Source organism: Mucilaginibacter sp. OK098 (genome assembly GCF_900142915.1).
Classification (GTDB): Bacteria; Bacteroidota; Bacteroidia; order Sphingobacteriales; family Sphingobacteriaceae; genus Mucilaginibacter.
This window is the reverse complement of sequence record NZ_FRCM01000012.1, coordinates 52,784-78,613: the sequence shown is the minus strand read 5'-3', so window position 1 is coordinate 78,613 and position 25,830 is coordinate 52,784. Positions and strand designations below refer to the sequence as shown.

The following is a 25,830-nucleotide window of genomic DNA, read 5'->3' as shown; positions in this document are numbered from 1 at the left end:
TTAAAGGGTTTTTAACTATTTTTGTATTATGATTGATTTGCCTGTAGTCCCCGTAAACCAAACACAACGCAAACCTGATTGGCTTAGGGTAAAGCTGCCGATTGGAAAAGAATATGCACATGTTCGCGGTTTGGTTGATGAGCATAAGTTACATACCATTTGTGAAAGCGGAAATTGCCCTAATATGGGTGAGTGTTGGGGAGCTGGTACAGCTACCTTTATGATATTGGGAAACATTTGTACCCGGTCCTGCTCCTTTTGTGCGGTAGCTACCGGGCGCCCGTTAGCTGTTGATACAGACGAGCCTAACCGTGTTGCCAATTCGGTTAAATTAATGCAGGTTAAACATTGCGTTATTACCTCAGTTGACCGCGATGATTTGAAAGACGGCGGTTCAATTATATGGGCCGAAACCATTAATGCCATCCGCAGGGAAAGCCCCGATACTACTTTAGAAACTTTATTGCCCGATTTCAGAGGTATTTGGGATAACCTTGAACGCGTACTGGAAACCAGGCCCGAAGTTGTTTCGCATAACCTGGAAACGGTAAGGCGCTTAACAAAAGAAGTGCGCATTCAGGCTAAATACGACCGCAGTCTGGAGTGTTTAAAACATGTTTCAAAGGCTGGTCTTCGTACCAAATCGGGCATCATGCTGGGACTTGGAGAAACCGAGGCTGACGTTTTGGAAGCCATGGACGATTTGCTGGAGGCAGGCGTACAGATCCTTACTTTGGGACAATATTTACAGCCCACACGCAACCACCACCCGGTAATTGACTGGATTCATCCTGATCAATTTGACAGGTACAAACAATTTGGCTTAGATAAGGGTTTCAGATATGTAGAAAGCGGGCCTTTGGTTCGTTCTTCATACCATGCAGAAAAACATTTGTTTGAAATCTGACAATACATTTCTATCTTCAAACCACATTGAGTAAAAAACGAAAAATATCGCTATCGGAAGAGGAATTGGTGCTTGCGCTGAGGAATCGCGAAAAGATTGCTATTGAAGCGCTCTACGATATGTATTCGTCCTCCTTATACGGGGTTATTTCGCGTATAATAATTGATACGGCAACCGCCGAAGACGTATTGCAGGAAACTTTTGTAAAAATATGGCATTCTTTTTCGAGCTACAGCACTGAAAAAGGCCGTTTATTTACCTGGATGGTTAATATTGCGCGCAACCTCGCAATAGATAAAATCAGATCAAAAGATTTTAAGAATCAGAATAAAAACCAGGAACTTGAAAATAACGTAACTTTCATAGACGAACAAAAAAATACGGTTTACAAACCTGAACTGCTGGGCATTAAAGAATTAGTTGCAACACTAAAGCCCGAGCAAAAGTCAATCCTCGACCTCGTGTATTTTAAAGGTTATACCCATGTTGAAGCTGCCGATGAATTAGGCGTTCCGCTTGGAACCATTAAAACAAGGTTAAGAATGGCTATTCAGCAGCTCAGGAAACATTTTAATTGAAAAGGCGGAAAGTGGAAGATATTAAAGCATATATAGAATCAGGCATTTTGGAACTTTATGTTCTGGGAGACATTTCCCCGGAAGAAAAGTTACAGGTGGAAACCATGGCTGCAAAACATCCGGCAATTAAAGCTGAGCTGGATGAAATTGAGCGGTCGATGGAATTATATGCAGAGCACAATGCAGTTGAACCTGCAGAAAACTTACGCAGCCGGGTACTAAACAGCATACTTACCAACTTTGGCGACGACCGCAATTTTGATACAAAAACAGAACCTGTTAAAAACAATATTATAGCATTGCCTGCCCCAAAAACAAGCAGCTTTTATAAATATGCCTTTGCAGCCTGCCTTGCTTTATTAATTGCAAGCGGTATTGCTTTGATGAATTTATATAGCAAGCTGCAGGAATCAAATACACAATTAGCCGCATTGCAGATTGATAAGCAGCATTTTGCCAACAGGGTAAACTTTGTTGAAGGTGAACTGGGGATCCTGCGCGATACTTCGTTCAAATTTCTTAAATTAAACGGAACGCCTCATGCACCTGCAGGTGCAGCTGTAACTATTGCCTGGAGCAAGGATAAACATAAAGTTATGGTTGATATGGCAAGCGTTAAAATGCCTGTAAATGATAAAGCTCACCAATACCAATTATGGGCAATTGTTGCCGGAAAGCCCGTTGACCTTGGTGTATTTGATGCAAATCCCGATTCGACGGATATGAGGGAGATGAAAACAATTGCTGCCCTAAAAACTGACGCTTTTGCAGTTACACTTGAACCACGCGGCGGCAGCATAAACCCTACGATGGACCAAATGATGGTTTTGGGTAAATTTTAGTCGATTGGGTTGATTGAGTTAAAAAAACAATCCACCTAATACCTAACAATTTTTAACTTGTTTATTATCAGCCGTTCAATTAATCACTACGTAAAAATAATTTCATTTTTCTTAAAACATTCCCCAACAATCGTTTGTTATTTGGCTAAGTTTTATATCCCATGAAACGGGTGGAATAATTTTTTAGTTATTTTTTGTAACTAAACAAATAGTCTAAACGTCTTATAGATATAAAATTGGAACTTAGCTTTGCTATATGTTAATATCAAACAAAGTTCACAATTACCCCATTGAGTATTTTGTTCTTTATAAGATCAGTTAATAGTTAGTAAAAAGGTTGTACGATACTTACAACCTTTTTTTATGCCATTAATTTTGCCATAGTTGCCGGCAAACGGGCTGCAAGCTGCCCGGGCATTACCACATTAAGCCTGTTAGGCAAAGCCAGTTCATCCCCTGCTTTACCGTGTACATAAGCTCCAATAATACAGGCCTCTTCCGGTGAATATTTTTGAGCCAGTAAAGAAGTAATTATTCCTGTAAGCACATCGCCCATGCCGCCTGTGGCCATTGCGGAGTTGCTGGTTGTATTAAAATATACGTTTCCCTGTGGTGTAATAACTATGGTATAATCGTTTTTTAGTAAGATGTATAGCTTAAGCTTAGCTGCTTTTTCAATCCCGGTTTGGATACGTTGCCACCAATTGACATGATCGCCAAAAAGCCGGTCGAACTCCTTCATATGCGGGGTTAATATGCTATTTTCAGGTATCCCACTCCAAAGTTCTTTATATGTTGCCAGCAAATTAAGGGCATCCGCATCAATTACCATTGGTTTTTTATAGTTAGCTAAAATATCAGCAAACAATGCCATTGAATCCTCCTGTTTACCCAAACCGGGACCAATACCTATCGAATTAAATTTTTCCCATTCAATTACCGGCACTTCTGCCCCATTGCGCACTATTGCCATAAGCTCCGGCATATAACTATTTAAAGCGGTCAGGCCACATTTGGGTACACAGGCGGTAGTTAGGCCTGCTCCGCTATAAGCACATGCAGCGGCACTTAATAAAGCGGCTCCCATGGTTTCATCCTGCCCGGCAACAATAAGTGCATGGCCGTAAGTTCCCTTATTGCTAAAGCGGGAGCGCGGCTTTAATAGCTTGCGAATATCCTTCTCTTCAACAGCCCGGTAGGGAGAATTAAGCGACCGTACAAATTTTTCATCAATACCAATATTTACAACTTCACAGCATTCAATATAAGGGGCACAATCAGGCAGTAAGAAGTTAATTTTAGGTTGCTGGAAGGTAATCACCAGGTTGGATTTTAAAACGGCTGCATCAGATGGCACTTCTCCCTCCGAAAAGAGCCCCGTAGGCACATCTACAGCAACAACTGTTCTTTTTAAACTATTGATATGGCTAACCAAATTTTTATAATCGCCAGTAAGCGGTTTATTTAAACCGGTGCCCAGTAAAGCATCAATAATAACCGGGCTATTTTCGGCAGGAAAATTATCAGCTGGTTTTATTTCTATAACAGAAACGCCTGTTTGCTGTAGTCTTTTAAAATTGGCATTAAAATCACTTGATGCTTTATCCGAAAACCTGGCTACTTTGACACTTACAGATTTATATTGATGTTCATCCAGCATCCGGCCTATAGCAAGGCCATCGCCGCCATTATTTCCGGTGCCGCAATAAACGCTGATCGCTTTCTTCTTATCCGGAAAATGATTTACAAACCAGCCCACAAAAGCTTTTGAAGCGCGTTCCATCAAATCAATAGAACTCACAGGTTCATTAGCTATGGTATAAGCATCAGCTTCGCGAATTTGGGGAGAGGTTAACAATGGTAACATATAAGCTAAAGTTACGATTGTTTGGTTTTGTTTGAGGAATTATTCTTCCAACCCAAAAACCACTTCCTAAATTTTATTTATTACTTTTTTAAAGTTTCTATTTTTAAAGACGAGCCAGTTATAGTAACAACATCCAAAAGTAAAAATCTAGCTATAAAAGCCACCAAACAAAAGTAGCTATGACAACATTGCTCAAAACTTGCCTTAAATGTTTAAGAGCAATGGTTAACTGATTTTTAACCGTTTGTTCTGATAAATTGAGTTTTTCGGCGATTTCTCGGGTATTTAAATTTTCCTCTCTACTTAAGTGGTAAATTTCATGAACACGTGGCGGCAACTCATTCAGGGCAATTCGAATTTGTTGCTTAAGATCCTTTTCTACCATTCGCTGCTCAGTTGTTGAATAGTGGGGAGTTGTTAATGATTGCAGCATAACGGCATATTCTTCGCGGGTTATGTTCTTTCTTATTTTATCAACGATACGGCGGCGAAGAATAGTAAACAAGTATGATTGCAGATTTGAGCTGATATTTAGGTTATCCCTGTTCTCCCAAAAGGCAACAAACAGGTCATGCAATAAATCCCTGGAATCATCAATACTGTATAGTTTTGATGCAGCAAAACCCGCCAATTTTTCGGCATAGCGGGAATAAATTTCGGTAAATGCGAGCTGGTCACCTTTTTTTAATAAGATAACCAATTGTTCGTCGGTTAGTTTTTTATAGGCCTCCATAATTTATGTACCGGCTAAAATATTAAAAAAATAATGGTCAGCATCAACCAAAATTACAAGCCGTTAACAGCTTATAAATGCTATAAATATTAAGAGTTATAGATCTGTAACAAACAGATGGGTATTAGAGTCTTATCAGCAAGTTTTGTTAGTTTTATACCATGGCCGTAAAAACCACCTTTAGAGAAAATATTTCAATAGCCTTACAATCAATAGCGGGCAACAGGTTGCGTACAGCGCTTACCGCCTTAATTATTGCTATTGGCATTATGGCTTTGGTGGGTATTTTAACGGCAATTGAGGGTGTAAAACAGTTCACCAATGATGCATTTGCAGGTCTTGGGGCTAATTCATTTACCATTCAAAACAGGGGCTCAGGATTAAACTTTGGGAATGGGGGGCACCGGAAAATTTATCCATCTATCCGTTATGACCAGGCCGACAGGTTAAAGAAAAAATTCACGCTCCCGGCAATTATCGCTATAAACTTACAGGTTTCGGGTACAGCAATTGCTAAATACGGCAATCAAAAAACCAACCCCAATATAGCTGTAAGCGGATCTAATGAAAATTATTTGCTTACCAGCGGTCAGAAGTTAGCTTTTGGACGTAATTTTTCCGCTTCGGAATTGGAGCATGGAACAAACGTGGTTATTATTGGTAACGAGATAAAGAAGAAGCTTTTTAAGGATGACGACCCGATAAATAAATTAATGTTCATCGGCAATAACGAGTTTAGGGTGATCGGTGTGTTTGCATCAAAGGGATCGAGCGCCGGTTTTGGGGGAGACAAGTTTTGCGTTATCCCGGTTGTTAAAGCCAAGCAGATAGTTGCCACCACAAACCCTTCATTTACTATTACAATAATGGTGGGCAATGCCGCTGCACTGAATGCCAGCATTGGCGAGGCTACTTCTCTTTTCAGAAATATCCGCAGCCTTAATGTAGGGAACGATGATAATTTTGAAATAGAAAGAAGTGATTCTATCCAGGAGGAACTGTCAGGGCAACTTTCATATATGACTATTGGCGGGGCAACAATAGGTATTATTACCTTAATTGGCGCCGCTATCGGGTTAATGAATATTATGCTGGTTTCGGTAACTGAGCGTACCCGCGAAATAGGCCTGCGCAAATCATTAGGCGCTACGCCTGCTATAATACGTAAGCAATTTTTGATTGAGGCTATTGTAATATGCCTTATTGGCGGAGTTGGGGGTATTATATTAGGTATGGCTATAGGAAATTTAATTGCCGTAAATATCAGCGGATCATTTGTAACCCCGTGGCGTTGGTTGTTTGGAGCAATAGTTTTATGTACTGGTATCGGGCTAATATCAGGTTTTTATCCGGCCAAAAAAGCATCCAAGCTTGACCCTGTTGAGGCTTTAAGATATGAGTAGTTTTGATTTCGGATGTTCGATTTCGGAATTGTTTTATTTGGGATTGATAAATATTTGATATATCATCCCGCAATCGGCATTCCGACTTCCGCATTCAAATAAATCCGAAATCGAACATCCGAAACCCGAAATTATTTAAGCAGCACGTTCTTCAGCGGATAATCAAACATCACCTTTTCGAGGTATGGCATCCTTAATGCATTTTTAAATGCTTCAGCATGCCTTGGGTGGTGCATATCGCTTGATATAAAATCTATCAATTGATTGTCTATCAGATCTTCAGCAATTTTTTTTGCTTCTCTGCCGTAATAGCCTGTTAGCGATATTGTATTTAGCTGAAAATCAACACCCCAATCATGCAGTTGTTTAAATTGTTCCAGGTCCATATAAGGGTACCTTTCAGGGTGGGCAAGAATTGGTTTATAACCCAGGTCTCTTAATTTTTGAATTACCGGGATTGTATTGAGTGGCTTATTAATAAATGAAAATTCAAAAAGCACATAATTATCACCCATTACCATCAGTTTGCCATCGTTAACCCTTGCTTCAAAGGTTTCATCAAAGTAATGCTCGGCGGCAGCCTCTACTTCTATAGCTAATTTTTCTTTTACAAGTTCAGCTTTAAGGATCTCAAGTGCGCCATTAATGGTTTCGGTGGTGTTTCTGTAATAATCAATCATAATGTGCGGGGTAGCAATTATTTTTTTTATCCCCAGCGCCATCATTTGTTTTACAAGAAAGATTGATTCCTGCAGATTTTGCGCCCCGTCATCAATACCCGGCAGCACATGTGAATGCATATCAACCACTAATGAGCTATAGTCAAATGTGATCTCTCTTTTTTCCTCTTTCTTTTTAAATAGCCCAAACATCTTTAGCGGTTATTATATTGCTCCCCGTAATATTGCTGATAATGACCAGAAGTAACATCATTCAGCCATTCTTCATTATCAAGATACCATTCTACAGTTTTCTCCAGGCCTTCTTCAAATGTAATTGAGGGTACCCATCCTAATTCGTTTTTAAGTTTTGATGAATCAATAGCATATCTCAGGTCATGCCCGGCCCTATCTGTTACAAAAGTAATCAGGCTTTCAGACTCGCCTGCGGGCCTGTTTAACTTAACATCCAATATATGGCACAACAGTTTAATCAGATCAATGTTTTTCCATTCATTGTGGCCGCCTATGTTATAGGTGGTTCCTGCTTTTGCTTTATGAAATATCACGTCAATTGCCCTTGCATGGTCCTCCACCCATAACCAATCCCTTATGTTTTCGCCTTTGCCATAAACGGGTACCGGCTTATTTTGCTTGATATTGTTAATGGCAAGCGGGATTAATTTTTCGGGAAAGTGAAAAGACCCATAATTATTTGAACAGTTTGAAATAACAGTATCAAGCCCGTAGGTATCATGATAAGCCCTTACAAAATGATCAGACCCAGCCTTTGAAGCTGAATATGGTGAATGCGGATCATAACCTGTTTCTTCGGTAAACATCCCGGTTTCGCCCAATGAGCCATAAACCTCGTCTGTTGATACGTGATAAAAGCGTGTTTCATCATATTTACCCTTCCAAATTTGGCGGGCAGTGTTTAATAAATTTACCGTACCTACCACATTGGTCATCACAAACTCTAATGGATTGGTGATTGACCTGTCCACATGCGACTCAGCAGCAAGATGGATCACTGCATCAGGTTGTTCATCAACAAAAAGTTTTTGTATAAATTCAATATCAACAATATCACCTTTTATAAAGCGGTAGTTTGGTTCATCTTCAATGTCTTTCAGATTGGCCAGGTTGCCTGCATAGGTTAATTTATCAAGGTTAATAATGCTATAACCCGGGTAGTTTTTTACAAAACGGCGCACCACGTGCGATCCAATAAAGCCTGCTCCACCGGTAATAATTATCTTTTTCATTAAATAGTTTTATTGTTATCTGGTTGATACCTGTTGGTTATTATACCAACTTATAATGATATGCCTTTATTGTAAAGTTACGACGGGTTTTGCGATAAATACTTTTCCCATTCCCAGGCAGATGACATCATGATATCAATACCAAACTCAGCGGTCCAGTTTAATATTTGGGTAGATTTAGTTACGTCGCCCCAAACTTTCTCTACATCACCATCCCTGCGGGGGCCTATTTGGTAATTTAATTTTACACCTGTAGTATTTTCAAAAGCAGCTATTATTTCTAATACCGTATTGCCATTACCTGTCCCTATGTTAAACACGTCGTAACCTTTAAAATCATTGTTCGCCATTAATTTTAAAGCAGCAACATGCGCTTTTGCCAAATCAACAACATGAATATAATCACGTACACAGCTACCATCTTTGGTATTATAATCGTTTCCAAAAACCGTTATTTTTTCGCGTTTGCCAATAGCAGTTTGTGTTATAAAAGGTACCAGGTTTTGCGGAACGCCGTTAGGCAGCTCGCCAATAAGTGCCGTTTCATGTGCTCCTACCGGGTTAAAGTATCTTAATGCAATAACCTTATGAGCGTTACCCGCAGTAATAGCGTCTTTCAATATTTCTTCGGCTATTTGTTTTGTATTGCCATATGGCGATTGTGCAGGTTTAACCGGTGCACTTTCAGTTACAGGCAATTCATCCGGCTGGCCATATACGGTGCAGCTTGATGAAAAAACAAAATTTACAGGTTTGCCGTTATAGGCATCCAATAAATTAACCAATGAATAAATATTATTATGGTAATACTTTAGCGGGTTATGAACAGATTCGCCAACAGCCTTAAAGGCGGCAAAATGAATAATGCCATCAATTTCCGGCTCTGCAGCAGTAAAATCTTTCAGCTTTTGTTCATCACAAATGTCAAACTGGTAAAAGGGAGGTTTAAATCCAATAATTTTACTCAGCTGGTCAAGGATCTTAATGTTAGAGTTTGACAGGTCATCAACTATTATTGGTTCGTGCCCGGCGCTCACCAGCTCAACTACTGTATGCGAGCCTATGTAGCCTAAGCCGCCTGTTACTAATATTTTAGCCATTAATTTTTGTTATAATATGTAAAATCCTTATGCAGTATTTCCTTTTCGGGAAGCGATTTAAAATATTCGTAAGTGATCTTCAATCCTTCGCTTCTTGAAATTTTTGGCTCCCAGCCTAAAATGCTTTTGGCTTTGGTGATATCAGGCCTGCGCTGTTTAGGATCGTCAGTTGGTAATGGCAGGCTTATTAATTTTTGATCGGTTCCTGTAAGCTTTATTATCTCTTCGCCAAACTCACGGATGGTTATCTCATCAGGGTTGCCAATATTCATTGGCTGCGCATAATCGCTGAATAATAAGCGATAAATTCCTTCAACCAAATCATCAACATAACAAAAAGAACGTGTTTGCGAACCATCGCCAAACATGGTTAATGATTCGCCTCTTAAAGCCTGGCCAATAAAGGCGGGTAATACACGCCCGTCATTAAGCCGCATACGCGGGCCATAGGTGTTAAAAATGCGGATAATGCGGGTTTCCAGGCCATGAAAGGTATGATAGGCCATAGTTATGGCTTCCTGGAAACGTTTAGCCTCGTCATAAACACCACGGGGGCCAACAGGGTTAACATTTCCCCAATACTCTTCAGGCTGCGGATTTACGCTGGGGTCGCCATATACTTCTGATGTTGATGCGATCAGCATCCTTGCATTTTTTGAACGGGCCAACCCCAAAAGGTTATGTGTACCTAACGAACCAACTTTTAAAGTTTGGATAGGTATTTTTAAGTAATCAATAGGGCTTGCCGGCGAAGCAAAGTGAAGGATATAATGCAGATCGCCGGGGACATAAACAAACTTGGAAACATCATGGTTGTAAAACTCAAAATTTTCCAGCTTAAATAAATGTTCAATATTTCTCAGGTCGCCGGTTATCAGGTTATCCATGCCAATAACATGATAATCTTCAGCAATAAACCTATCGCACAAATGCGAACCTAAAAAGCCTGCTGCCCCGGTTATTAATATTCTTTTGCGTTCTGCCATTAACCAATTACTTTACGTCCTATGCTGCTGTAATAAAAACCATGATCTTTCATCCTGTCCAGGTCGTAAAGATTACGACCGTCAAATATAACAGGTGCTTTTAACTTTTCTTTCATAAAATCAAAATCCGGTGTTCTGAAAACCGGCCACTCGGTCACTATCAGCAAAGCATCAGCTCTCTCAAGCGCCGAATACCTGTCGGCTGAATAGGTGATCTTGTCCCCAAGTAATTGCTTAACGTTTGGCATAGCTTCAGGGTCGTAAGCAATAACCTTCGCGCCCTCAGCAAGCAACTCATCAATTATATACAAAGCCGGGGCCTCGCGGATATCATCAGTTTCCGGCTTAAAGGCCAGTCCCCAAAGTGCAAAGGTTTTTCCTTTTAATCCGCCTTTGCCATAATGTTCGCGCATTTTTACAACCAGGCGTTTTTTTTGTGTTTCATTAACCTCCATTACAGAGTTTAAGATCTTAAACTCATATTTATTTTCTTCTGCTGATTTTGCCAGCGCCTGAACATCTTTTGGGAAACAGCTGCCACCATAGCCAACACCCGGAAACAGGAAGCGCTTGCCGATCCGTGCATCAGCGCCTACACCTTTCCTAACCATATCCACATCCGCGCCAACAAGCTCGCACATGTTAGCAATTTCGTTCATGAAAGTTATTTTGGTTGCCAGGAATGAATTGGCGGCATATTTTGTTAACTCAGACGAGCGCTCATCCATATAAATAATTGGATTACCCTGGCGTACATAAGGTGCATACAGGTCGCCCATAATCTGGCGGGCTTTCTCGTCCATAGTGCCGATAACAACCCTGTCTGGCTTCATAAAATCCTCAACAGCAACACCTTCCCGTAAAAACTCGGGGTTTGAAACCACGGCAAACGGCACATCGGTATTTGCCTTCATTACCGCGGTAACTTTGTCAGCCGTACCAACCGGAACAGTTGATTTAGTAACTATTACCTTATATTCCGTAATTAGCTTAGCTATATCCTTTGCAGCCCCAAGCACATAGCTCAGGTCGGCAGAGCCATCAGCACCCGGCGGGGTCGGCAATGCTAAAAATATAACCTTTGCGGCGGCAATGGCCTCGGCCAGGTTAGTTGTAAAAGTTAATCTTTCCTGTTTTATATTTCTGTGAAATAACAGATCAAGGCCCGGTTCATAAATGGGCATTTCGCCGGCCCGCATTTTGTTTACTTTTGCTTCAACTATATCAACACATACAACCTCATTGCCAGTTTCGGCTAAACACGTTCCAGTTACAAGGCCTACATAGCCGGTTCCGATAACAGCAATTTTCATAAATAAAGTATTTTATTGTGATTACATTTATCCCCGCGAAGTTAATAAATCATAATTAAAATGCGCTTACTATATAACACCGGGGTTCTATTATATTTCATTGCAATTTATTTAGCTTCATTTTTTAACAAAAAAGCCAGACTCTGGATCAACGGCCGAAAAAATCAGCCTCTAATGCGATTTTCTGAAAGCATCTGGTTTCATTTCGCATCGCTTGGTGAATTTGAACAGGGTCGCCCTGTTTTGGAGCAATTTAAAATATTGTATCCTAATAATAAAATAGTTGTTACTTTTTTTTCCCCTTCGGGATACGAAATACGAAAAAACACCCTCCTGGCGGATGCTGTTTACTATTTACCCCTGGATACGGCACAAAATGCAAGAGATTTTATTGATAGCATACAACCAAAAATGGCAATATTTACCAAATACGAATATTGGTACCATTTTTTTAATGAAATGCACCGGCAAAATGTTCCGGTGTACGTAATTTCAGGTATTTTCAGGCCCAAACAGGTGTTTTTTAAATGGTATGGAGGCTTGCACAGGGAAATGTTAAGCTTTGTACGCTGGTTTTTTGTACAGGATGAGCGGTCAGAAGTATTGCTGCAACAACTCGGGATAAATAATGTCACCATCAGCGGCGATACCCGATTCGACAGGGTTTGGGCCAATGCACTGCAACCCCAAGCCATCCCAGCTGTTGAAGAATTTAAAAACGGGCACAAAGTATTTATAGCAGGCAGCACCTGGCCACCCGATGAAAAGTTGATAGCCACATTGGTAAGCCAATATCCCACCTGGAAATTTATTATCGCCCCGCACGAGATAAGTGAAGAGAAAATAGAAAGGCTGATAGCGCTTTTACCAGAAGGCTCAACAGCACGATATTCCCAAATCTCAAATCTCACATCTCAAATCTCAAATCTCATCATCGATAACATCGGCATGCTGTCATCACTATATCAATATGGCGACATTGCTTATATAGGCGGTGGCTTTGGTGTGGGGATTCACAATACGCTGGAAGCTGCTGCATTTGGTTTACCTGTAATTTTCGGCCCGGAATATTCAAAGTTTAAAGAAGCGCATGACCTGGTAACCTTACAGGCAGGGTTTAGCATTGCTGATGAAGGGGGGTTGAAAACAATAACAAACAACCTGGTTAATGATCAGATATTTTACAATAAAGCAAGCGAAACAGTTACAACTTATATTAAAGAGCACACCGGGGCTACTGCTGCTATTATGAACCATATTAAAAACTAAAACACCGGAAACGTAAGCTCCCGGTGTTTTAGGATGATTTTTACAGGTAAAAAATCGAAGATTAATTATTTATATGAAGCGCTTGTAGCACCTCTTGATAATTTTTGAGGTTAACATTGTTAAGCGTGTGTACGCCACCCGGAATTATAATATACCTAAATTGATGTGCATTTGATATGTTGCTATAAGCATTTGTACTACTTGTTAAGCTTATCCTTACATTCCCAACTGTGTAAACTGCCGACCATGTATCAAGGTTAGGAGTAGTGCCACTCATATAATTAATTGCAATGGGTAATTGGCTCACCTGGTCAGTAGGCCATATAACAGGATTATACCCATTAAGTTTGCCATATACCACTACTGTTCCTTTGTCTAAAATTTCCTGGGTAATTTTAGAGGCAGGTATATCGGCTGTAAAGTTAACTGTGCCAAAAACGGTTGTTTTTGTATATGTTGCCGGGGTATACCAGTTAGAATAAATAACATTGGCTGTACCTGTAGCACCCGTTGCACCTGTAGCACCTGTTGCGCCTGTTGCACCATTAGTACCATTGGTCCCATTGGTACCCGCGCTGCCTGTGGGGCCTACCGGGCCAATTGCGCCTGCAGGGCCTATTGGCCCAACTGCGCCATCTTTTCCGCACCCTGCTATTAACAGCATAGAAGTTGTTAGTAACAGTAATAGAGAGTTAATTTTTTTCATGTGATTAATTGTTAATTTGTTATTAATTTGGTTTTGAAGAATTCGTTTATTGGTTGTTAAGCCTTGTTCCTTACTTCATCACAAAATTGGGTAACCACACAGAGAAGATAATCAGGGTATTTACGCGATCTGCACGGTGTTTTTACCGGATCTTATGCACGTATTAAGCGTTACTCTTATGAGTATATTTACTTGTTTATTAGGCGGTTAATACGCTGTTTATATAAAAAAAGCGAAGGCATAAAGTGCTGGTCAGCACTTCATAGGTAATATAAAAAGGCCATGTATCTTATAATAGCGGCTTTGGCAGCGCCAACAGCACCTCACGGCCTCTACTGTACTACTTTTACCGAAGGAGGCGAAAATTATGGCTGCGCCCATAAAAGTAAAAAGCAAACTATTCAAGCTTTCCATGATAATTTAATTTTCGTGTTTAAAAAAGAAATTGTCAATGCGTTTATTTAACACTGGATAATAATGCAAATAACATATATGCGCAAATACTTAACAAGCGCATAACTATTTGATTATCAAATAAAGATACACCTTTAACATAATACAAACCTTTAACATATTATCATATATACATATGGTTTTTTTGGTATTCTGCGAGCTTCTTTGTGAATGAAAGGCCCTGAACGTAAAAATTCACTCATATATATTTACCTTGCACTAAATGTTAGCCGATAGAAAAACAGGTTCATATATTGGTTCCTTCATCAATATAATGCCGCAAAAAAACTTCAAACAGAAATAGATTTATAAGAACGTGATCATTGTAATATCCATTACTTTACTATTTATAGTGCTCCGTTTTACGGTAACGCTTTTTAATTTTATATCTAACCCCAAGCTAACCAGGGTAAACAGGCGTTATGACGACCGGGTATCTATCCTTATCCCGGCACGAAACGAAGCCAATAATATCTTAACCCTGTTACAATCAATCAGCAACCAGGATTATAAAGACTACGAAGTGATTGTTTATGACGATGACTCATCAGACAGCACCTATGAAATTTGCTCAAAATTTGCCGCCGCCCATAAAAGCTTTAGTGTTATTAAAGGGAATGAGCTTCCACAGGGATGGTTGGGTAAAAACCATGCGTGCTACCAGCTTGCAAAAAAGGCTAAAGGGAAGTATTTGTTATTTTTGGATGCCGACGATGTAGTAAGCGATCATCTTATTAATAGCGCTATACACCGCATGTATATTAATAAACTGGGGTTGTTAAGCCTGTTCCCCAACCAGTTGATGCAAACCACCGGCGAAAAAGTAACCGTACCGCTGCTGCATTTTTTATTGCTGAATTTATTACCCCTGCGATTGGTGTTTTTATCAAAAAACGCTGCTACAGCTACGGCATGCGGACAGTTTATGCTGTTTGATGCCGTTACCTACAGCGAAAACCAATGGCATCGGCTTGCTAAAGATAAAGTTGTTGAAGATGCCGAAATTATGAGGCTTGTTAAAGCAGCCGCCTATAACGGGGAGGTTTTACTGGCCAACGGTATGATAAGCTGCCGTATGTATAAAAACTATAAAGAGGCCATAAACGGATTCAGCAAGAATGCGCTAGCAGCTTTTAGCTATAGCGTGCCGGGATTAATGGTTTATATTTTAGTGCTGATTGGCGGCCCCATGATAATATTAATGACCCTGAACTTTAACCTGATATTTTTTATGGGCGGCTTAATTATCCTTACCCGGGTAATGATCTCGCTTTCGTCCGGACAAAACGCGTGGTACAATATAATTTTACACCCGGTACAAATGGTAAACATGGTTATTATTGCTTTTTTATCTATCCAAAAACAGCTTACTAAAAAAAATGAATGGAAAGGGAGAAGGGTGGGATGATTTCGGAATTCGGATGTTCGATTTCGGATTTGCAGAATGGAGGCAGGTGAGGATATTGCTACGCTTTTTGTCGGGCTATTCACTATATCTGTTCGGAAGACTATCAACCGCGCATTTTTATGATCTTCCGAGCACCAATGGAGACAACTTCGGCAAGGGCAGCAATAAGTAATTATCACCCGCTTGTCGAAAGCCTTGTTGAATGGATGCACTAACAAACATTTTTCATTATTTTTGTAGCACCATGGGAGATTATCAGCTAAAGGTTACTATTGACCAGGATTCGGGGTTCTGTTTCGGGGTGGTATATGCCATTGATATGGCCGAAGAGATCCTTGCCGAAGACGGATATCTTTACTGCCTTGGCGATATTGTGCACAATGATGAAGAGGTTGAACGCCTGAAAGCCAAAGGCCTTAAGATAATTGAACACGCCGACCTGGTAAACCTGAGCAACGAAAAGGTATTGATCCGCGCTCATGGTGAAGCACCAGATACTTATCGCATAGCTTTAGAAAATAATATTACTTTAATAGATGCATCGTGCCCGGTTGTGCTTAAACTGCAAAACCGCATTAAAACATCATATGATGCTAATGAGAAGATCCTGATCTTCGGTAAACACGGCCATGCCGAAGTGGTGGGCTTACAGGGCCAAACCAATAATGAGGCGCTGGTTTTCCAGGATATTGCTGAACTGGATAATGTTGAGCTGCCTGAAAACATTACCCTTTACAGCCAGACCACCAAAAGTATGGAGAAATTTTACAACGTAAAAGACCAGCTTTTGCAACGTGGCTATAACCTAAAGGCCAATGATACCATTTGCCGCCAGGTATCAAACCGGGATAAGGACCTGCCAAAGTTTGCAACCCGGTTTAACAAGATCGTATTTGTTTCGGGGCAAAAATCGTCAAATGGCAAAGTTTTATTTGAAGTTTGCCGCAAGCATAATCCTGAAACCTATTTTATATCGTCAGTCGGCGAATTGCAAAGCAGCATGTTTGCTCCGGGTGATACGATCGGCATTGCCGGCGCTACCTCAACCCCAATGTGGCTGATGCAGGAGGTGAAGGCGGCCTTAGAACTGTATTAGGTAGTGGGCAGTTTTGAGTAGGCAGTTGGCAGTCGAAAGGCCCGCACAAACTATTACGAATCACCCAATTGTCAATAATCTCAAACCCTCAGGCTCTATTTTCAACTAGCCTCTAATCTCTTACCTCTAATCACTATTTTTGCGGAGCAAAAAATCATGAGTAAAAAAGGAATTTTACTGGTTAATTTAGGTACGCCTGATAGCCCGGAAACAAAGGACGTTCGTAAGTACCTTGATGAATTTTTAATGGACCCGCGGGTGATTGATATCAACCCAGTATCCCGCGCACTTTTGGTAAAAGGTATTATTGCTCCTTTCAGGGCGCCAAAATCCGGAAAATTATATAAACATATATGGGACGCTAAGACAGGTTCTCCTTTACTGCATTATAGCAAATTACAACACCAGGCGCTTCAACAACGGTTGGGGGATGAATACCAGGTTGAGCTGGCTATGCGTTATCAAAGCCCTTCTATCGAGTCGGCTATGAACAGGTTAAAGGAATCATTAGTTGAAAGTATCCAGGTTATTGCCTTATTCCCGCAATATGCTTCGGCCAGCACGGGTTCGGTTTATGATAAGGTGATGGATTTGGTACGTAAATGGCAGACTATCCCGTCTATATCATTCGAAAACTCGTTTCACGATAATGAGCTGATGATTGAAACTTTTGCCAATAATGGCAAGAAATATCAGCCTGAAACTTACGATCATATTTTATTCAGCTTCCACGGCCTGCCGCAACGGCAGCTTATAAAGTGCGATCATACCGGCAATCACTGTTTAAAATCTGCCGGTTGCTGTGATACTTTAACCGATGTAAATAAGTATTGCTATTCGGCACAATCATATCATACTGCCAGCCTGATTGCCGAAAAGTTAAATCTGCCTAAAGAAAAATATACGGTTTGTTTTCAATCGCGACTGGGCAACGATCCATGGGTACAACCTTACACCAGCAAGGTTGTTGCTCAATTAGCCAAAGAAGGAAAAAAACGACTATTGGTATTTTGCCCTGCATTTGTGGCCGATTGCCTTGAAACTGTTTATGAAGTTACCCACGAATACGGCGATGAATTTAAAGCTCTTGGCGGCGAGCATGTGCAACTGGTAGAAAGCCTTAACGATTCACCGACATGGATTGATGCGTTGGAGCAGATGGTGTTGAGGAAGTAAGCAGTTTGCGGTGGGCAGTTAACAGTCCATCGTCTTGTATTTAAAAAATTCCGAAACGGCAAGGCCCTCTTGAGCACCATTAAAAAGCAAATTATCGCGAAAAATCGAAATTCCTACTTCCGAAATCCTTAAAAAAGCTGTTCAATAATATCATCAGCGGATAAGCCTTCTGCTTCGGCGTGGTAGCTGCGTACTATGCGGTGTCTTAATATAGGTTTTGCAATAGCTTGTACATCTTCAATATCGGGTGAGTATTTACCATTGATCACGGCATGGCATTTAGCCCCAAGGATTAAGAATTGTGATGCACGCGGGCCTGCTCCCCAATTTAACAAGCGTTTAACCTGCGGGGCTGCTAATTCGCCATTGGGGCGGGTTTTTGCAACTAGTTTTACTGCATATTCCAACACATTGTCTGCAACAGGAATATTGCGCACCAGCTGCTGAAAATAAACTATCTGATCGGCATTTAACAGCTTGTTAACCTTTACCTGGTTAGTGCTGGTTGTATTTTTAACTACCAGTAATTCCTCTTGAAAAGTAGGGTAATCTAAGGCTACGTTAAACATAAAACGGTCTAACTGTGCTTCGGGAAGCGGATAGGTACCTTCCTGCTCAATAGGGTTTTGTGTGGCTAAAACAAAAAACGGCTGTGCAAGGCGATGTGTAACACCTGCTGCGGTAACCGCTTTTTCCTGCATAGCCTCTAAAAGGGCAGCCTGTGTTTTTGGCGGGGTACGGTTAATTTCATCTGCCAGGATGATGTTTGCAAAAACGGGACCCGGTATAAATTTAAAATTCCTGTCCTCGCCCAAAATCTCGGAACCGATAATGTCTGAAGGCATCAGGTCGGGAGTAAACTGGATGCGTTTAAAATCAAGATCAAGCACCTGCGCAACTGTTTGCACCAGCAATGTTTTTGCAAGGCCCGGCACGCCCACCAATAAACAGTGCCCATTGCTAAAAATAGAAATGAGCACAAATTTAAGAACCTCCTGCTGGCCGACAATTACTTTCCCAATTTCAGCACTAATTTGCTGGTAAGCCTGCCTTAAAGCATCAGCAGCCTCCACTTCCGAGCGGTGTTGCATATTATAATTAAGGTTTAACTTCAGCTGTGATGGGTGTTGTTGTTGGTGTCCCCCAATCCTTTATAGTTGGGCATCCCTGGTATTGCGGATCGATCCTGATAAATGTTTCTTTCCTCTTTTTCTCGAACCATTCACTTACCTTACGGTTTACCTTTTCATTATTTGCATATTCTTTCAATTTCGGATAATCCTGTATTAGGTTAGCTTTATGTGCATTAGTGGTTGATTTAAGGTATAACATTTTGTACCCTTGCTTTCCATCGGCTCCGGTAAATAAAAACGGTTTCGAAATGCTTCCAACCTTCATAGTGTCGGTAACAAGTGCCACTTGCGGGTCTAACTTGTCAGTAGGAATATAGGTTGAGCGCGCCTCAACGTTCTCCGCATTCAACAGCATTCCACCATTAAACTTAGTGTCTTTATTATCAGAATAATAAGCCGCTGCTGATGAAAAGTCGATTTTATTATTTGTTTTTAGTAAAGTATAAATACTGTCTGCCTTGGATTTAGCCCTGGTTAAGCTTTCCTGCGTAACAACCGGGATTATCAGTATGTGCCGCACATGTACTTGCTCTCCCCTTCGTTCTATTACCTGTAAAAAGTGAAACCCAAAGTCAGATTCAAACACTGGCGAAATATCACCGGCTTTTAATTTAAATGCCATTGCTGTAAATTCTTTAACAAACCCGGTACGGTCATTAAACCCCAGATCGCCGCCATTGGGGGCCGAACCAGGATCCTGCGAGTAAAGACGGGCAAGCGATCCAAAATCCTCCCCGGCTACAACTCTTTTTCGTAAATCCTCTGCCTTGGTGCGATAAGCCTCCTTCTCGGTTGCACTTAATTTAGGGTTAAATACTATCTCGCCAACTTCAACTTCTTTATTAAAGGTTGGCAGGCTATCCTTAGGAATGCCATCAAAAAATTTCTTAACATCCTGTGGCGTTGTATTTACATTTGATGTTATTTTCTGCTGCATTTTCTGAGCTATAAGCCCTTCTTTAATATCCGGGCGGATCTCATCTTTGTATTGAATAACAGATCTGCCTAAAAATTGCTCCAGCCTGTCTTGCCCACCGGCGCGCTGGATCATTCCACGCATCCTGCGGTCAACATCATTATCAACCTCATCGTCCTTTACTTCAACACTATCAATAATTGCCTGTGCGGCCAATAACTTCTGTGTTAACAAGCTCTGTAAGATCTGGCATTTAGCAGAAGGATTGGGCTGCATGCCCTGGGCAATATAGGTTGCGTATTTTAATTCTATATCCGATTGGAGTATAATGCTGCTCCCTACTACCCCTGCAATTTTATCAAGTGTATGCTTTGGCTGTGCCTTGGCGGCTTGCATAAAGAAAATAATACTTAAAATGGCTATCCCAAACTTTCTCATGTACCTTGTATGTGCTAATCTAAACTATCCGCAATTTTAAGCGGGGTTAAAAACCTTCGAATTTCGGTAAAATTTATGAATTCCGACGGTATAAATAACGGCAATTAATTGAAAACGAATATAATTGTGCGAATATGCCGATAATGCTTCAAACTGTTTAACTACTTTTGGTTAAAATTTGTTAAATACCATACTATGCTTCGTGGGCTTTGAGTATTCCTGGTGTTCTTTGCTGTGGATTTTTTACCGCAGAGATCACAAAGAGATACGCAAAGCACGCTGAGATTTGAGCACCGATAACTGAAAAATGAATATAGAAAACCCTATAGCTTTTAGCTTTATTATGCAGGACGATATTTACCTGCTTGATAAAGATAAATTAACATACAGCACACCGGCTGTGCCCAAACAGGATAACATTCTTGCTGAACCTGAACAGGAATATGCGCCTGTGCCCACCATTGCTATAGCCGAACCGCAGCCCCTTAGCTTTAATTATTTAGGCGGGCATAAAAAGAATTTCCTGGTTATTGTTCATTACCCTGAGCATGACACGATGCACGATAAACACCTTGCTGCTTTAGAAAGTACGCTTACCCGCTTAGGTTTTAGCCGGGATGACGTGGCTATTTTTAACCGGGCAAAATATTTAGATGCTGAATTTAATACGCTGTCCGATTTTTTTAAACCCCAAAAACTACTCTTACTCGGCAAAGGCAGCCTGCCTGCAAGCATTGAAGCATTTGAGCTAAATAAACCATCGCAATTAAATGGCTGTCAGGTGCTGTTAACTTTTAGCTTTGACGAGATGATGGAGAGCGTTGAAAACAAAAAGGTGTTTTGGGAGCAAATGAAACAATTATAACAGCATGCACCAATTAGTTTTTGCAACAAATAATACCCACAAACTGCAGGAAGTTTCTGCCAAAATTGATGGGCAAATAAAATTATTAAGCCTTGATGATATTGGCTGCTTTGATGATATTGCCGAAACGGGGTTAACCTTCCGTGAAAATGCATCTATAAAAAGCCGTTATATCCGTGATAAATATAAGCTGGACTGCTTTGGTGATGACAGCGGACTTGAAATTGATGCTTTAAACGGCGAACCCGGTGTTTATTCGGCAAGATATGCAGGTGAGCATGGCAATCACGCAAATAATATTGATAAGGTGCTTAAAGGACTGCAGGATCAAACAAATCGCAAAGCACGTTTTCGTACGGTGATTTCCCTGATATGGAATGATGAGGAGCACTTTTTTGAGGGTACCGTTGAAGGTGCTATCCGCCATGAACGTTCAGGCAACGAAGGTTTTGGATATGATCCTATATTTCAGCCCGATGGCTACAATGTAACTTTTGCAGAAATGAGCCTGGATGAAAAAAACAAGATTAGCCACAGGGCAAAGGCAATGGAAAAGTTGGTGGAGTTTTTGGGGAGAGTGTAAGTTTTTTACTTAGTCAGACAATTGGCCGAGTAGTTCGTTAAGTTCTTTTTCTGTTATGTTTTCCTTTTCGGCCTTATCGTAAATCGTTAATAAGAAAACAATTTTTTCCTTAATTACGATATGTGTTATTACTCTTGCTCCGCCCGATTTACCTTTCCCTTTCGAGGCGATGGAAATTCGTATTTTATAACAATTATTGCCTAGTGAAATGCCTTGCTGCGGGTCTTTCTCCAGCTCGTTAATTAGTAAAGTATACTCGTTCTTTATAGACAAATACTTTTTTGCAAGCTTCTTTATATCACGTTTAAAGCGTGGGGTAGCAATTATATCATAACTCATTCAGCAGTTCTCTTGCGGGTATTCCTTTTAATTTACCTTGTTTAATCAGGTTTACTTCTTCAACTGCCTCCTTTATTCCCTCAAGCACATCAGCTTTGTAATTTGATAATGGGGTAGCCTTTACATCTTTGAAGTTTCTTAGTACTTCCAATATAAATGGCGCTTTTTCGTCTTTTATCTCTAATATTATTTTCATTGCATTACTCCTCAATGGTTTATTGGTATCGGCAAATTATAAATAAATATTTGCACCATATCGTAATAACAAATTTAACGGAAATTTTTCAGTTGATAGGGTTTATAATCTATCATTCTGATTTTTCATAGATGGGGATCTCTTTTTCACCTTTAACGCTAAACTTAATTTATTCAAATTTGTTATTCACTAAATAAAAAAATAATCCGCCGCCATATGCCATTTGTACAAATCTACCTGCCCGCTACTTTTACATCTGCACAAAAGAAAACTATCTCCGTATCTATCCAGGAAAGCCTGGTAGCTATTTTTAATGTCCCGGAGAAGGACTATTTCCAGGTGATCAATATTTTAAGTGACGGACACCTTATCCATTCAGATAGTTACCTGGACATTCCTCATACTGATCAAATGGTATACATTTATATTACATGCGCTTTGAGCCGCACCAAAGAAATGAAGCAGGCACTTTATGCCTCCATCGCTCAAAAAATTGCGGCCGGTGCAGCGGTCAATATCAATGATGTGTTTATTATACTAAATGAAATCCCATGGGAAAATTGGTCTTTCGGGCAAGGTAAAGCACAGATGATCCATAAAAGTACCGGTTGATTTTAGTGCGATTTCCTGTATTTCGGCGGTAACCCTGGTTAGGCGCAGGTTTTAAATCGGATACGTGATATGACAAGGTGAATTATTTTCCTTAAATATTAAAATTATGGAAACCACCCGCTCCTGTTTTCCGTAAAACAGGAAAATACCTATTCTTGAAAACAATTATAAAATTAAACTACATACATTTTTGTCCTTCGTGCGGTGAAGATTTTAACTGCAAAAAACATAGAGGCTGGTTTATTAAAACATTTTTATTTTTCCTGGAGATCAGGAAGTATTACTGCACTTTTTGCCGCAAAACATATATCGTTCATAAACGGGAAACTCAGAACGCATAATTGCTTTTGAGTTGCTCTAATTGTTAGGGTTCCCGGGCTTCTTAACCACTCCCGGCTTCACCCCAACACTATCCTTAACCGCTGGCAACTTAGTTGGTGTAGTTTTTAACAAACTATCTTTTACTGCTTTTAAAAGCGGCGATTTTGAAAGAGCCTTATTTAAGCTGTCGGCAGCCGCTTTTATACCCGGTAATTTTGCAGGCATTTTATTCAGGCTATCCTTAACGGTTTTTATACCAGGCGGTTTTGGCGGACTGCTACCGGTGCTATCCTTTACCGTTTTTCCATCCGGCAGTTTTTTATCCGTGACTTTACCAGCTTTCGCCTTATCCTTTGCTGCTTTTGCTGCTGCCTTTTTAGTGAATGATGGTATGATAGATTCTTTTGAAACCGGCCTTTCCTTTGGTTTCCATATAAAGCCTTTTAAGATCTTATCATCATCAACTACTTTAGCAATAGGTGTATATTTATGTTCGGGCTTAAGGTAAAAACCAATATTGGTGGCCTGGTTCTTTTCAAAATCAACACGGATACGGGTACTTAATGAGCGTTCCATACCGCTTACTTCGGTTTTTCCACTGTCGCGTGCAAAATATATACTCTCGGCATTGCCATCAATAAACATTCGGTGCAGCTTATCATCCTTAAAGTAGCCGCGCATTTTTTTTCCGGCAATCTGGTTAAAATGCACGGAATCGCCCTTCTCAATATTTACAATGAGGGCATGCGGAAACATAGTCATGTTATCCATCTTTTTATGCTTCATCTGTAAATAAATAGTATCGCCGGATAATTGCGAACCCTCCGTCCATATTAAGGGGTTAACAAAACAACGTATGGTTGAATCGCTGTTACTATAAAACATCGAGTCGGATTTTGCCTGCATATCCGATTTAAAAAGCTTAAAGTTATGGTGTGCAATAACAATCCTTATCCTTGCCGTATCGCTAGGCTCCAGTTTTTTGGCTATTGTAATTGAATCGTCAAGGCGTTTTTTTCGCACACTATCAGCCGCCAGTTGTTTTTTGCTTATAACTATCGGCGGCTTTTTAGCTTTGGGCTTTGGCTTTCCAAAAAATTCACGGTGGTGGAAAGTGGTATCCAGGGGTACACCCGCCAACTGACCTGTTAAAAATTTGGAATCGGGCTTTTTAGCTTTAGGCTTTGCCGTGGTATCCCTTATATGGGCCAACCGCTGTTTTTCCTGGTAGATCTTCAGATCTTTGTAAGTCAGGATCTGTGTTTCGATAGTGTCTGCCGACATATAAACCGAATCGCGTTTAATATGGCTGGTGTCCTTTACTGCCCTGGGTTCCTTTATATTTTTAGGCTGACCGCGCACCAGTGGACTGCTATCCTGTTTCTTAGTGTCTTTAGCCTTTGATTTGCCCGGAATTATTTGCGCCTGCACCGTTTTTAAATTGATATTTTTCATATCAACAGGCGGTTTCTTTATAACGGAATCAATTTTTTTATGAAGTGCATTTGTATCAACCGGCAATTTTTTAAGTACTGAATCAATTTTTGATTTACCATCCTTTAATAATGCCGGGTTGTATTTACGGGTATTAACAACAGAATCAGTTTTACCAGGGATGGTTTGCATTATCAGCCTGGCCATGTTCATTGTACTCTTATTTTTTTCAGGATTTATCCTAAACAAAGAGTCGGCTTTTCGTACAGAATCAGCTTTGGCTACAGAGTCGGCATTAGTGGTATCTTTTTGCTCGGTAACTATAATTATATAAGGGTCCTGAGTCATTACGGTCCGTTCCTCGGCTTTATAGTAAGTACCCAAATCGCCCTTTATGGTAGTTTTTTGTTCCCTGTCGGTAAAAGTAACATGCTTAACCGCGCGGCCATAGCCCTTAAGCTTATCATAAAATAAGCTATCGCCTTTTAATGATTTTGTTCCTGACGTATACAAATTATTTTTTCCGAATGCGGCCTGTTCAACTACCGTGTTATATGTTCCGTTCTCGGTATATAGGGTATCGTTATCCTTTTTATCCTTCTCTTTTTTAATGCCGTAAATATGGGTTGGCCCATAAAAATAAGAGATCTTATCTTTGGTGTTATACCGCATGGTATCGGTTTTTATCAGCGCATCAGGTGTGGTGAGCGATACATCATAGCGGAAATAAGAATCGTGTGAAAAGGCAAAGTAATAGCCGTTTTTACTCAGCAGCGTATTGTCTTTATTTACCAGCTTGCCACCATCTACATAAGTACCTATGCGCGTTGCGGTATTATAATTAAGATGATTAGTGGTTAATACAGCATCCTTATCAACCATCTTCACATTATCGGTAAGCAGGGCAATTTTTGTGTTACCGTCATAATGCAGCTTGTCTGAATAAATGTTTAAGGTATCGCCCTGGTTAATAACCACATGACCAAAGGCATCAACTAAATTCTCCTGCACATAAAAGTAGGCGCTATCAGAAGTGAGGGTCGAAAAATCCTGCCTGAATGTGCCCTGGTAAACCTTCACCAAATCCTTGCCATTAATTTTTACACCATAGCTTTCTTTTGATTTGATCAGGTTAACTACCGATTTTTTCTGGCACATAGCTGCCACTGCAATCAGTAATAAAAAAACAGATAAAACATATTTCCTCACGTTGGCAAAATTAGTTTTTT

The 25,830-nt window shown here is 40.4% G+C and carries 25 protein-coding genes; 12 read left to right on the top strand and 13 right to left on the bottom strand.

Annotation, left to right across the window (positions count from 1 at the left end; translation table 11 throughout):
• Positions 1-28 precede the first annotated feature (28 nt).
• Genes lipA through BUE31_RS29035 form a run of 3 tightly spaced genes read left to right on the top strand, consistent with a single transcriptional unit; the run spans position 29 to position 2,327 of the window.
• Positions 29-907, top strand: coding sequence for a lipoyl synthase (gene lipA, locus BUE31_RS29045; protein ID WP_073407395.1), 879 nt, complete (start codon positions 29-31; stop codon positions 905-907).
• Between the two features lie 26 nt (positions 908-933).
• On the top strand, positions 934-1,485 hold the full coding sequence (locus BUE31_RS29040; RefSeq protein ID WP_073407394.1) for an RNA polymerase sigma factor: 552 nt from the start codon (positions 934-936) through the stop codon (positions 1,483-1,485).
• Positions 1,486-1,496: 11 nt separating this feature from the next.
• Positions 1,497-2,327, top strand: coding sequence for an anti-sigma factor (locus BUE31_RS29035; protein WP_073407393.1), 831 nt, complete (start codon positions 1,497-1,499; stop codon positions 2,325-2,327).
• A gap of 361 nt (positions 2,328-2,688) precedes the next feature.
• On the opposite strand, the gene BUE31_RS29030 is transcribed toward BUE31_RS29035, so the two are convergent.
• A complete protein-coding gene (locus BUE31_RS29030) occupies positions 2,689-4,194 on the bottom strand; it encodes an NAD(P)H-hydrate dehydratase (protein ID WP_073407392.1) in 1,506 nt (501 codons plus the stop codon).
• Between the two features lie 151 nt (positions 4,195-4,345).
• Positions 4,346-4,927 carry an RNA polymerase sigma factor gene (locus tag BUE31_RS29025; protein ID WP_073407390.1) on the bottom strand — a complete coding sequence of 194 codons (582 nt, stop codon included), beginning with the start codon at positions 4,925-4,927 and terminating at the stop codon, positions 4,346-4,348.
• Positions 4,928-5,088: 161 nt separating this feature from the next.
• Here BUE31_RS29025 and BUE31_RS29020 point away from each other — a divergent pair, with 161 nt between their 5' ends.
• Positions 5,089-6,330 carry an ABC transporter permease gene (locus tag BUE31_RS29020; RefSeq protein ID WP_073407389.1) on the top strand — a complete coding sequence of 414 codons (1,242 nt, stop codon included), beginning with the start codon at positions 5,089-5,091 and terminating at the stop codon, positions 6,328-6,330.
• Between the two features lie 131 nt (positions 6,331-6,461).
• Here the strand turns inward: BUE31_RS29020 and BUE31_RS29015 are convergent, their stop codons facing one another.
• The 5 genes from BUE31_RS29015 to BUE31_RS28995 all read right to left on the bottom strand — a co-directional run bounded on the left by BUE31_RS29015 (position 6,462) and on the right by BUE31_RS28995 (position 11,656).
• On the bottom strand, positions 6,462-7,202 hold the full coding sequence (locus BUE31_RS29015) for a tyrosine-protein phosphatase (protein WP_073407388.1): 741 nt from the start codon (positions 7,200-7,202) through the stop codon (positions 6,462-6,464).
• 2 nt (positions 7,203-7,204) lie between these two features.
• Complete coding sequence (rfbB, locus tag BUE31_RS29010) at positions 7,205-8,257, bottom strand: dTDP-glucose 4,6-dehydratase (RefSeq protein WP_073407387.1); 1,053 nt, start codon at positions 8,255-8,257, stop codon at positions 7,205-7,207.
• Positions 8,258-8,334: 77 nt separating this feature from the next.
• Entirely contained in the window at positions 8,335-9,357 is a 1,023-nt protein-coding gene (gene galE, locus BUE31_RS29005) for a UDP-glucose 4-epimerase GalE (protein ID WP_073407386.1), read from the bottom strand.
• Positions 9,357-10,343, bottom strand: coding sequence for a UDP-glucuronic acid decarboxylase family protein (locus BUE31_RS29000; protein WP_073407385.1), 987 nt, complete (start codon positions 10,341-10,343; stop codon positions 9,357-9,359). Before BUE31_RS29000 ends, galE begins: the two co-directional genes overlap by 1 nt.
• Positions 10,343-11,656: a UDP-glucose dehydrogenase family protein gene (locus tag BUE31_RS28995; RefSeq protein WP_073407384.1), complete on the bottom strand. Its 1,314-nt coding sequence runs from the start codon at positions 11,654-11,656 to the stop codon at positions 10,343-10,345. The genes BUE31_RS29000 and BUE31_RS28995 overlap by 1 nt, the downstream gene beginning before the upstream one ends.
• A 174-nt stretch (positions 11,657-11,830) precedes the next feature.
• Here BUE31_RS28995 and BUE31_RS28990 point away from each other — a divergent pair, with 174 nt between their 5' ends.
• A complete protein-coding gene (locus BUE31_RS28990) occupies positions 11,831-12,925 on the top strand; it encodes a 3-deoxy-D-manno-octulosonic acid transferase (protein ID WP_317042451.1) in 1,095 nt (364 codons plus the stop codon).
• A 61-nt stretch (positions 12,926-12,986) separates the two neighbouring features.
• On the opposite strand, the gene BUE31_RS31230 is transcribed toward BUE31_RS28990, so the two are convergent.
• Positions 12,987-13,631: a hypothetical protein gene (locus tag BUE31_RS31230; RefSeq protein ID WP_083620485.1), complete on the bottom strand. Its 645-nt coding sequence runs from the start codon at positions 13,629-13,631 to the stop codon at positions 12,987-12,989.
• A 282-nt stretch (positions 13,632-13,913) separates the two neighbouring features.
• On the opposite strand from BUE31_RS31230, the gene BUE31_RS28980 reads away from it, so the two are divergent.
• The 4 genes from BUE31_RS28980 to hemH all read left to right on the top strand — a co-directional run bounded on the left by BUE31_RS28980 (position 13,914) and on the right by hemH (position 17,764).
• Positions 13,914-14,096 (top strand): hypothetical protein, encoded by a 183-nt coding sequence (locus BUE31_RS28980; RefSeq protein WP_073407381.1) that lies wholly within the window; start codon positions 13,914-13,916, stop codon positions 14,094-14,096.
• Between the two features lie 304 nt (positions 14,097-14,400).
• Positions 14,401-15,492: a glycosyltransferase family 2 protein gene (locus BUE31_RS28975; protein WP_073407380.1), complete on the top strand. Its 1,092-nt coding sequence runs from the start codon at positions 14,401-14,403 to the stop codon at positions 15,490-15,492.
• 202 nt (positions 15,493-15,694) lie between these two features.
• The gene (locus tag BUE31_RS28970; RefSeq protein ID WP_410504039.1) at positions 15,695-16,588 is read left to right on the top strand and encodes a 4-hydroxy-3-methylbut-2-enyl diphosphate reductase; all 894 of its coding nucleotides are present in this window, start codon (positions 15,695-15,697) and stop codon (positions 16,586-16,588) included.
• Positions 16,589-16,744: 156 nt separating this feature from the next.
• Positions 16,745-17,764 carry a ferrochelatase gene (gene hemH / locus BUE31_RS28965; protein ID WP_073407378.1) on the top strand — a complete coding sequence of 340 codons (1,020 nt, stop codon included), beginning with the start codon at positions 16,745-16,747 and terminating at the stop codon, positions 17,762-17,764.
• 128 nt (positions 17,765-17,892) lie between these two features.
• Here hemH and BUE31_RS28960 read toward each other — a convergent pair whose 3' ends face one another.
• Positions 17,893-18,855, bottom strand: a complete 963-nt coding sequence (locus BUE31_RS28960; protein WP_073407377.1) for an AAA family ATPase — start codon at positions 18,853-18,855, stop codon at positions 17,893-17,895.
• A gap of 7 nt (positions 18,856-18,862) precedes the next feature.
• Positions 18,863-20,251 (bottom strand): peptidylprolyl isomerase, encoded by a 1,389-nt coding sequence (locus BUE31_RS28955; protein WP_073407376.1) that lies wholly within the window; start codon positions 20,249-20,251, stop codon positions 18,863-18,865.
• Between the two features lie 307 nt (positions 20,252-20,558).
• Between BUE31_RS28955 and BUE31_RS28950 the strand changes: the two genes are divergently transcribed.
• Both BUE31_RS28950 and BUE31_RS28945 read left to right on the top strand, forming a co-directional pair.
• Positions 20,559-21,116 (top strand): hypothetical protein, encoded by a 558-nt coding sequence (locus BUE31_RS28950; RefSeq protein ID WP_073407375.1) that lies wholly within the window; start codon positions 20,559-20,561, stop codon positions 21,114-21,116.
• 4 nt (positions 21,117-21,120) lie between these two features.
• Positions 21,121-21,699, top strand: a complete 579-nt coding sequence (locus BUE31_RS28945) for a non-canonical purine NTP diphosphatase (protein WP_073407374.1) — start codon at positions 21,121-21,123, stop codon at positions 21,697-21,699.
• A 9-nt stretch (positions 21,700-21,708) separates the two neighbouring features.
• Here BUE31_RS28945 and BUE31_RS28940 read toward each other — a convergent pair whose 3' ends face one another.
• Both BUE31_RS28940 and BUE31_RS28935 read right to left on the bottom strand, forming a co-directional pair.
• Positions 21,709-22,038: a type II toxin-antitoxin system RelE/ParE family toxin gene (locus tag BUE31_RS28940; RefSeq protein ID WP_073407373.1), complete on the bottom strand. Its 330-nt coding sequence runs from the start codon at positions 22,036-22,038 to the stop codon at positions 21,709-21,711.
• The gene (locus BUE31_RS28935) at positions 22,028-22,234 is read right to left on the bottom strand and encodes a hypothetical protein (protein WP_073407372.1); all 207 of its coding nucleotides are present in this window, start codon (positions 22,232-22,234) and stop codon (positions 22,028-22,030) included. The genes BUE31_RS28940 and BUE31_RS28935 overlap by 11 nt, the downstream gene beginning before the upstream one ends.
• Before the next feature lie 216 nt (positions 22,235-22,450).
• Here BUE31_RS28935 and BUE31_RS28930 point away from each other — a divergent pair, with 216 nt between their 5' ends.
• On the top strand, positions 22,451-22,846 hold the full coding sequence (locus BUE31_RS28930; protein ID WP_073407371.1) for a tautomerase family protein: 396 nt from the start codon (positions 22,451-22,453) through the stop codon (positions 22,844-22,846).
• A 357-nt stretch (positions 22,847-23,203) separates the two neighbouring features.
• Here BUE31_RS28930 and BUE31_RS28925 read toward each other — a convergent pair whose 3' ends face one another.
• On the bottom strand, positions 23,204-25,810 hold the full coding sequence (locus BUE31_RS28925) for an OstA-like protein (RefSeq protein WP_073407370.1): 2,607 nt from the start codon (positions 25,808-25,810) through the stop codon (positions 23,204-23,206).
• Between the last annotated feature and the right edge of the window lie 20 nt (positions 25,811-25,830).

What these genes read in the sequence shown, in the direction of transcription:
- lipA (WP_073407395.1), top strand. Translation starts at nt 29, where the DNA reads ATGATTGATTTGCCTGTAGTCCCCGTAAACCAAACACAACGCAAACCT.
- BUE31_RS29030 (WP_073407392.1), bottom strand. Translation starts at nt 4,194, where the DNA reads ATGTTACCATTGTTAACCTCTCCCCAAATTCGCGAAGCTGATGCTTAT.
- BUE31_RS29025 (WP_073407390.1), bottom strand. Translation starts at nt 4,927, where the DNA reads ATGGAGGCCTATAAAAAACTAACCGACGAACAATTGGTTATCTTATTA.
- BUE31_RS29020 (WP_073407389.1), top strand. Translation starts at nt 5,089, where the DNA reads ATGGCCGTAAAAACCACCTTTAGAGAAAATATTTCAATAGCCTTACAA.
- BUE31_RS29015 (WP_073407388.1), bottom strand. Translation starts at nt 7,202, where the DNA reads ATGTTTGGGCTATTTAAAAAGAAAGAGGAAAAAAGAGAGATCACATTT.
- rfbB (WP_073407387.1), bottom strand. Translation starts at nt 8,257, where the DNA reads ATGAAAAAGATAATTATTACCGGTGGAGCAGGCTTTATTGGATCGCAC.
- galE (WP_073407386.1), bottom strand. Translation starts at nt 9,357, where the DNA reads ATGGCTAAAATATTAGTAACAGGCGGCTTAGGCTACATAGGCTCGCAT.
- BUE31_RS29000 (WP_073407385.1), bottom strand. Translation starts at nt 10,343, where the DNA reads ATGGCAGAACGCAAAAGAATATTAATAACCGGGGCAGCAGGCTTTTTA.
- BUE31_RS28995 (WP_073407384.1), bottom strand. Translation starts at nt 11,656, where the DNA reads ATGAAAATTGCTGTTATCGGAACCGGCTATGTAGGCCTTGTAACTGGA.
- BUE31_RS28990 (WP_317042451.1), top strand. Translation starts at nt 11,831, where the DNA reads ATGCGATTTTCTGAAAGCATCTGGTTTCATTTCGCATCGCTTGGTGAA.
- BUE31_RS31230 (WP_083620485.1), bottom strand. Translation starts at nt 13,631, where the DNA reads ATGAAAAAAATTAACTCTCTATTACTGTTACTAACAACTTCTATGCTG.
- BUE31_RS28980 (WP_073407381.1), top strand. Translation starts at nt 13,914, where the DNA reads ATGTATCTTATAATAGCGGCTTTGGCAGCGCCAACAGCACCTCACGGC.
- BUE31_RS28970 (WP_410504039.1), top strand. Translation starts at nt 15,695, where the DNA reads ATGGATGCACTAACAAACATTTTTCATTATTTTTGTAGCACCATGGGA.
- hemH (WP_073407378.1), top strand. Translation starts at nt 16,745, where the DNA reads ATGAGTAAAAAAGGAATTTTACTGGTTAATTTAGGTACGCCTGATAGC.
- BUE31_RS28960 (WP_073407377.1), bottom strand. Translation starts at nt 18,855, where the DNA reads ATGCAACACCGCTCGGAAGTGGAGGCTGCTGATGCTTTAAGGCAGGCT.
- BUE31_RS28955 (WP_073407376.1), bottom strand. Translation starts at nt 20,251, where the DNA reads ATGAGAAAGTTTGGGATAGCCATTTTAAGTATTATTTTCTTTATGCAA.
- BUE31_RS28950 (WP_073407375.1), top strand. Translation starts at nt 20,559, where the DNA reads ATGAATATAGAAAACCCTATAGCTTTTAGCTTTATTATGCAGGACGAT.
- BUE31_RS28945 (WP_073407374.1), top strand. Translation starts at nt 21,121, where the DNA reads ATGCACCAATTAGTTTTTGCAACAAATAATACCCACAAACTGCAGGAA.
- BUE31_RS28940 (WP_073407373.1), bottom strand. Translation starts at nt 22,038, where the DNA reads ATGAGTTATGATATAATTGCTACCCCACGCTTTAAACGTGATATAAAG.
- BUE31_RS28935 (WP_073407372.1), bottom strand. Translation starts at nt 22,234, where the DNA reads ATGAAAATAATATTAGAGATAAAAGACGAAAAAGCGCCATTTATATTG.
- BUE31_RS28930 (WP_073407371.1), top strand. Translation starts at nt 22,451, where the DNA reads ATGCCATTTGTACAAATCTACCTGCCCGCTACTTTTACATCTGCACAA.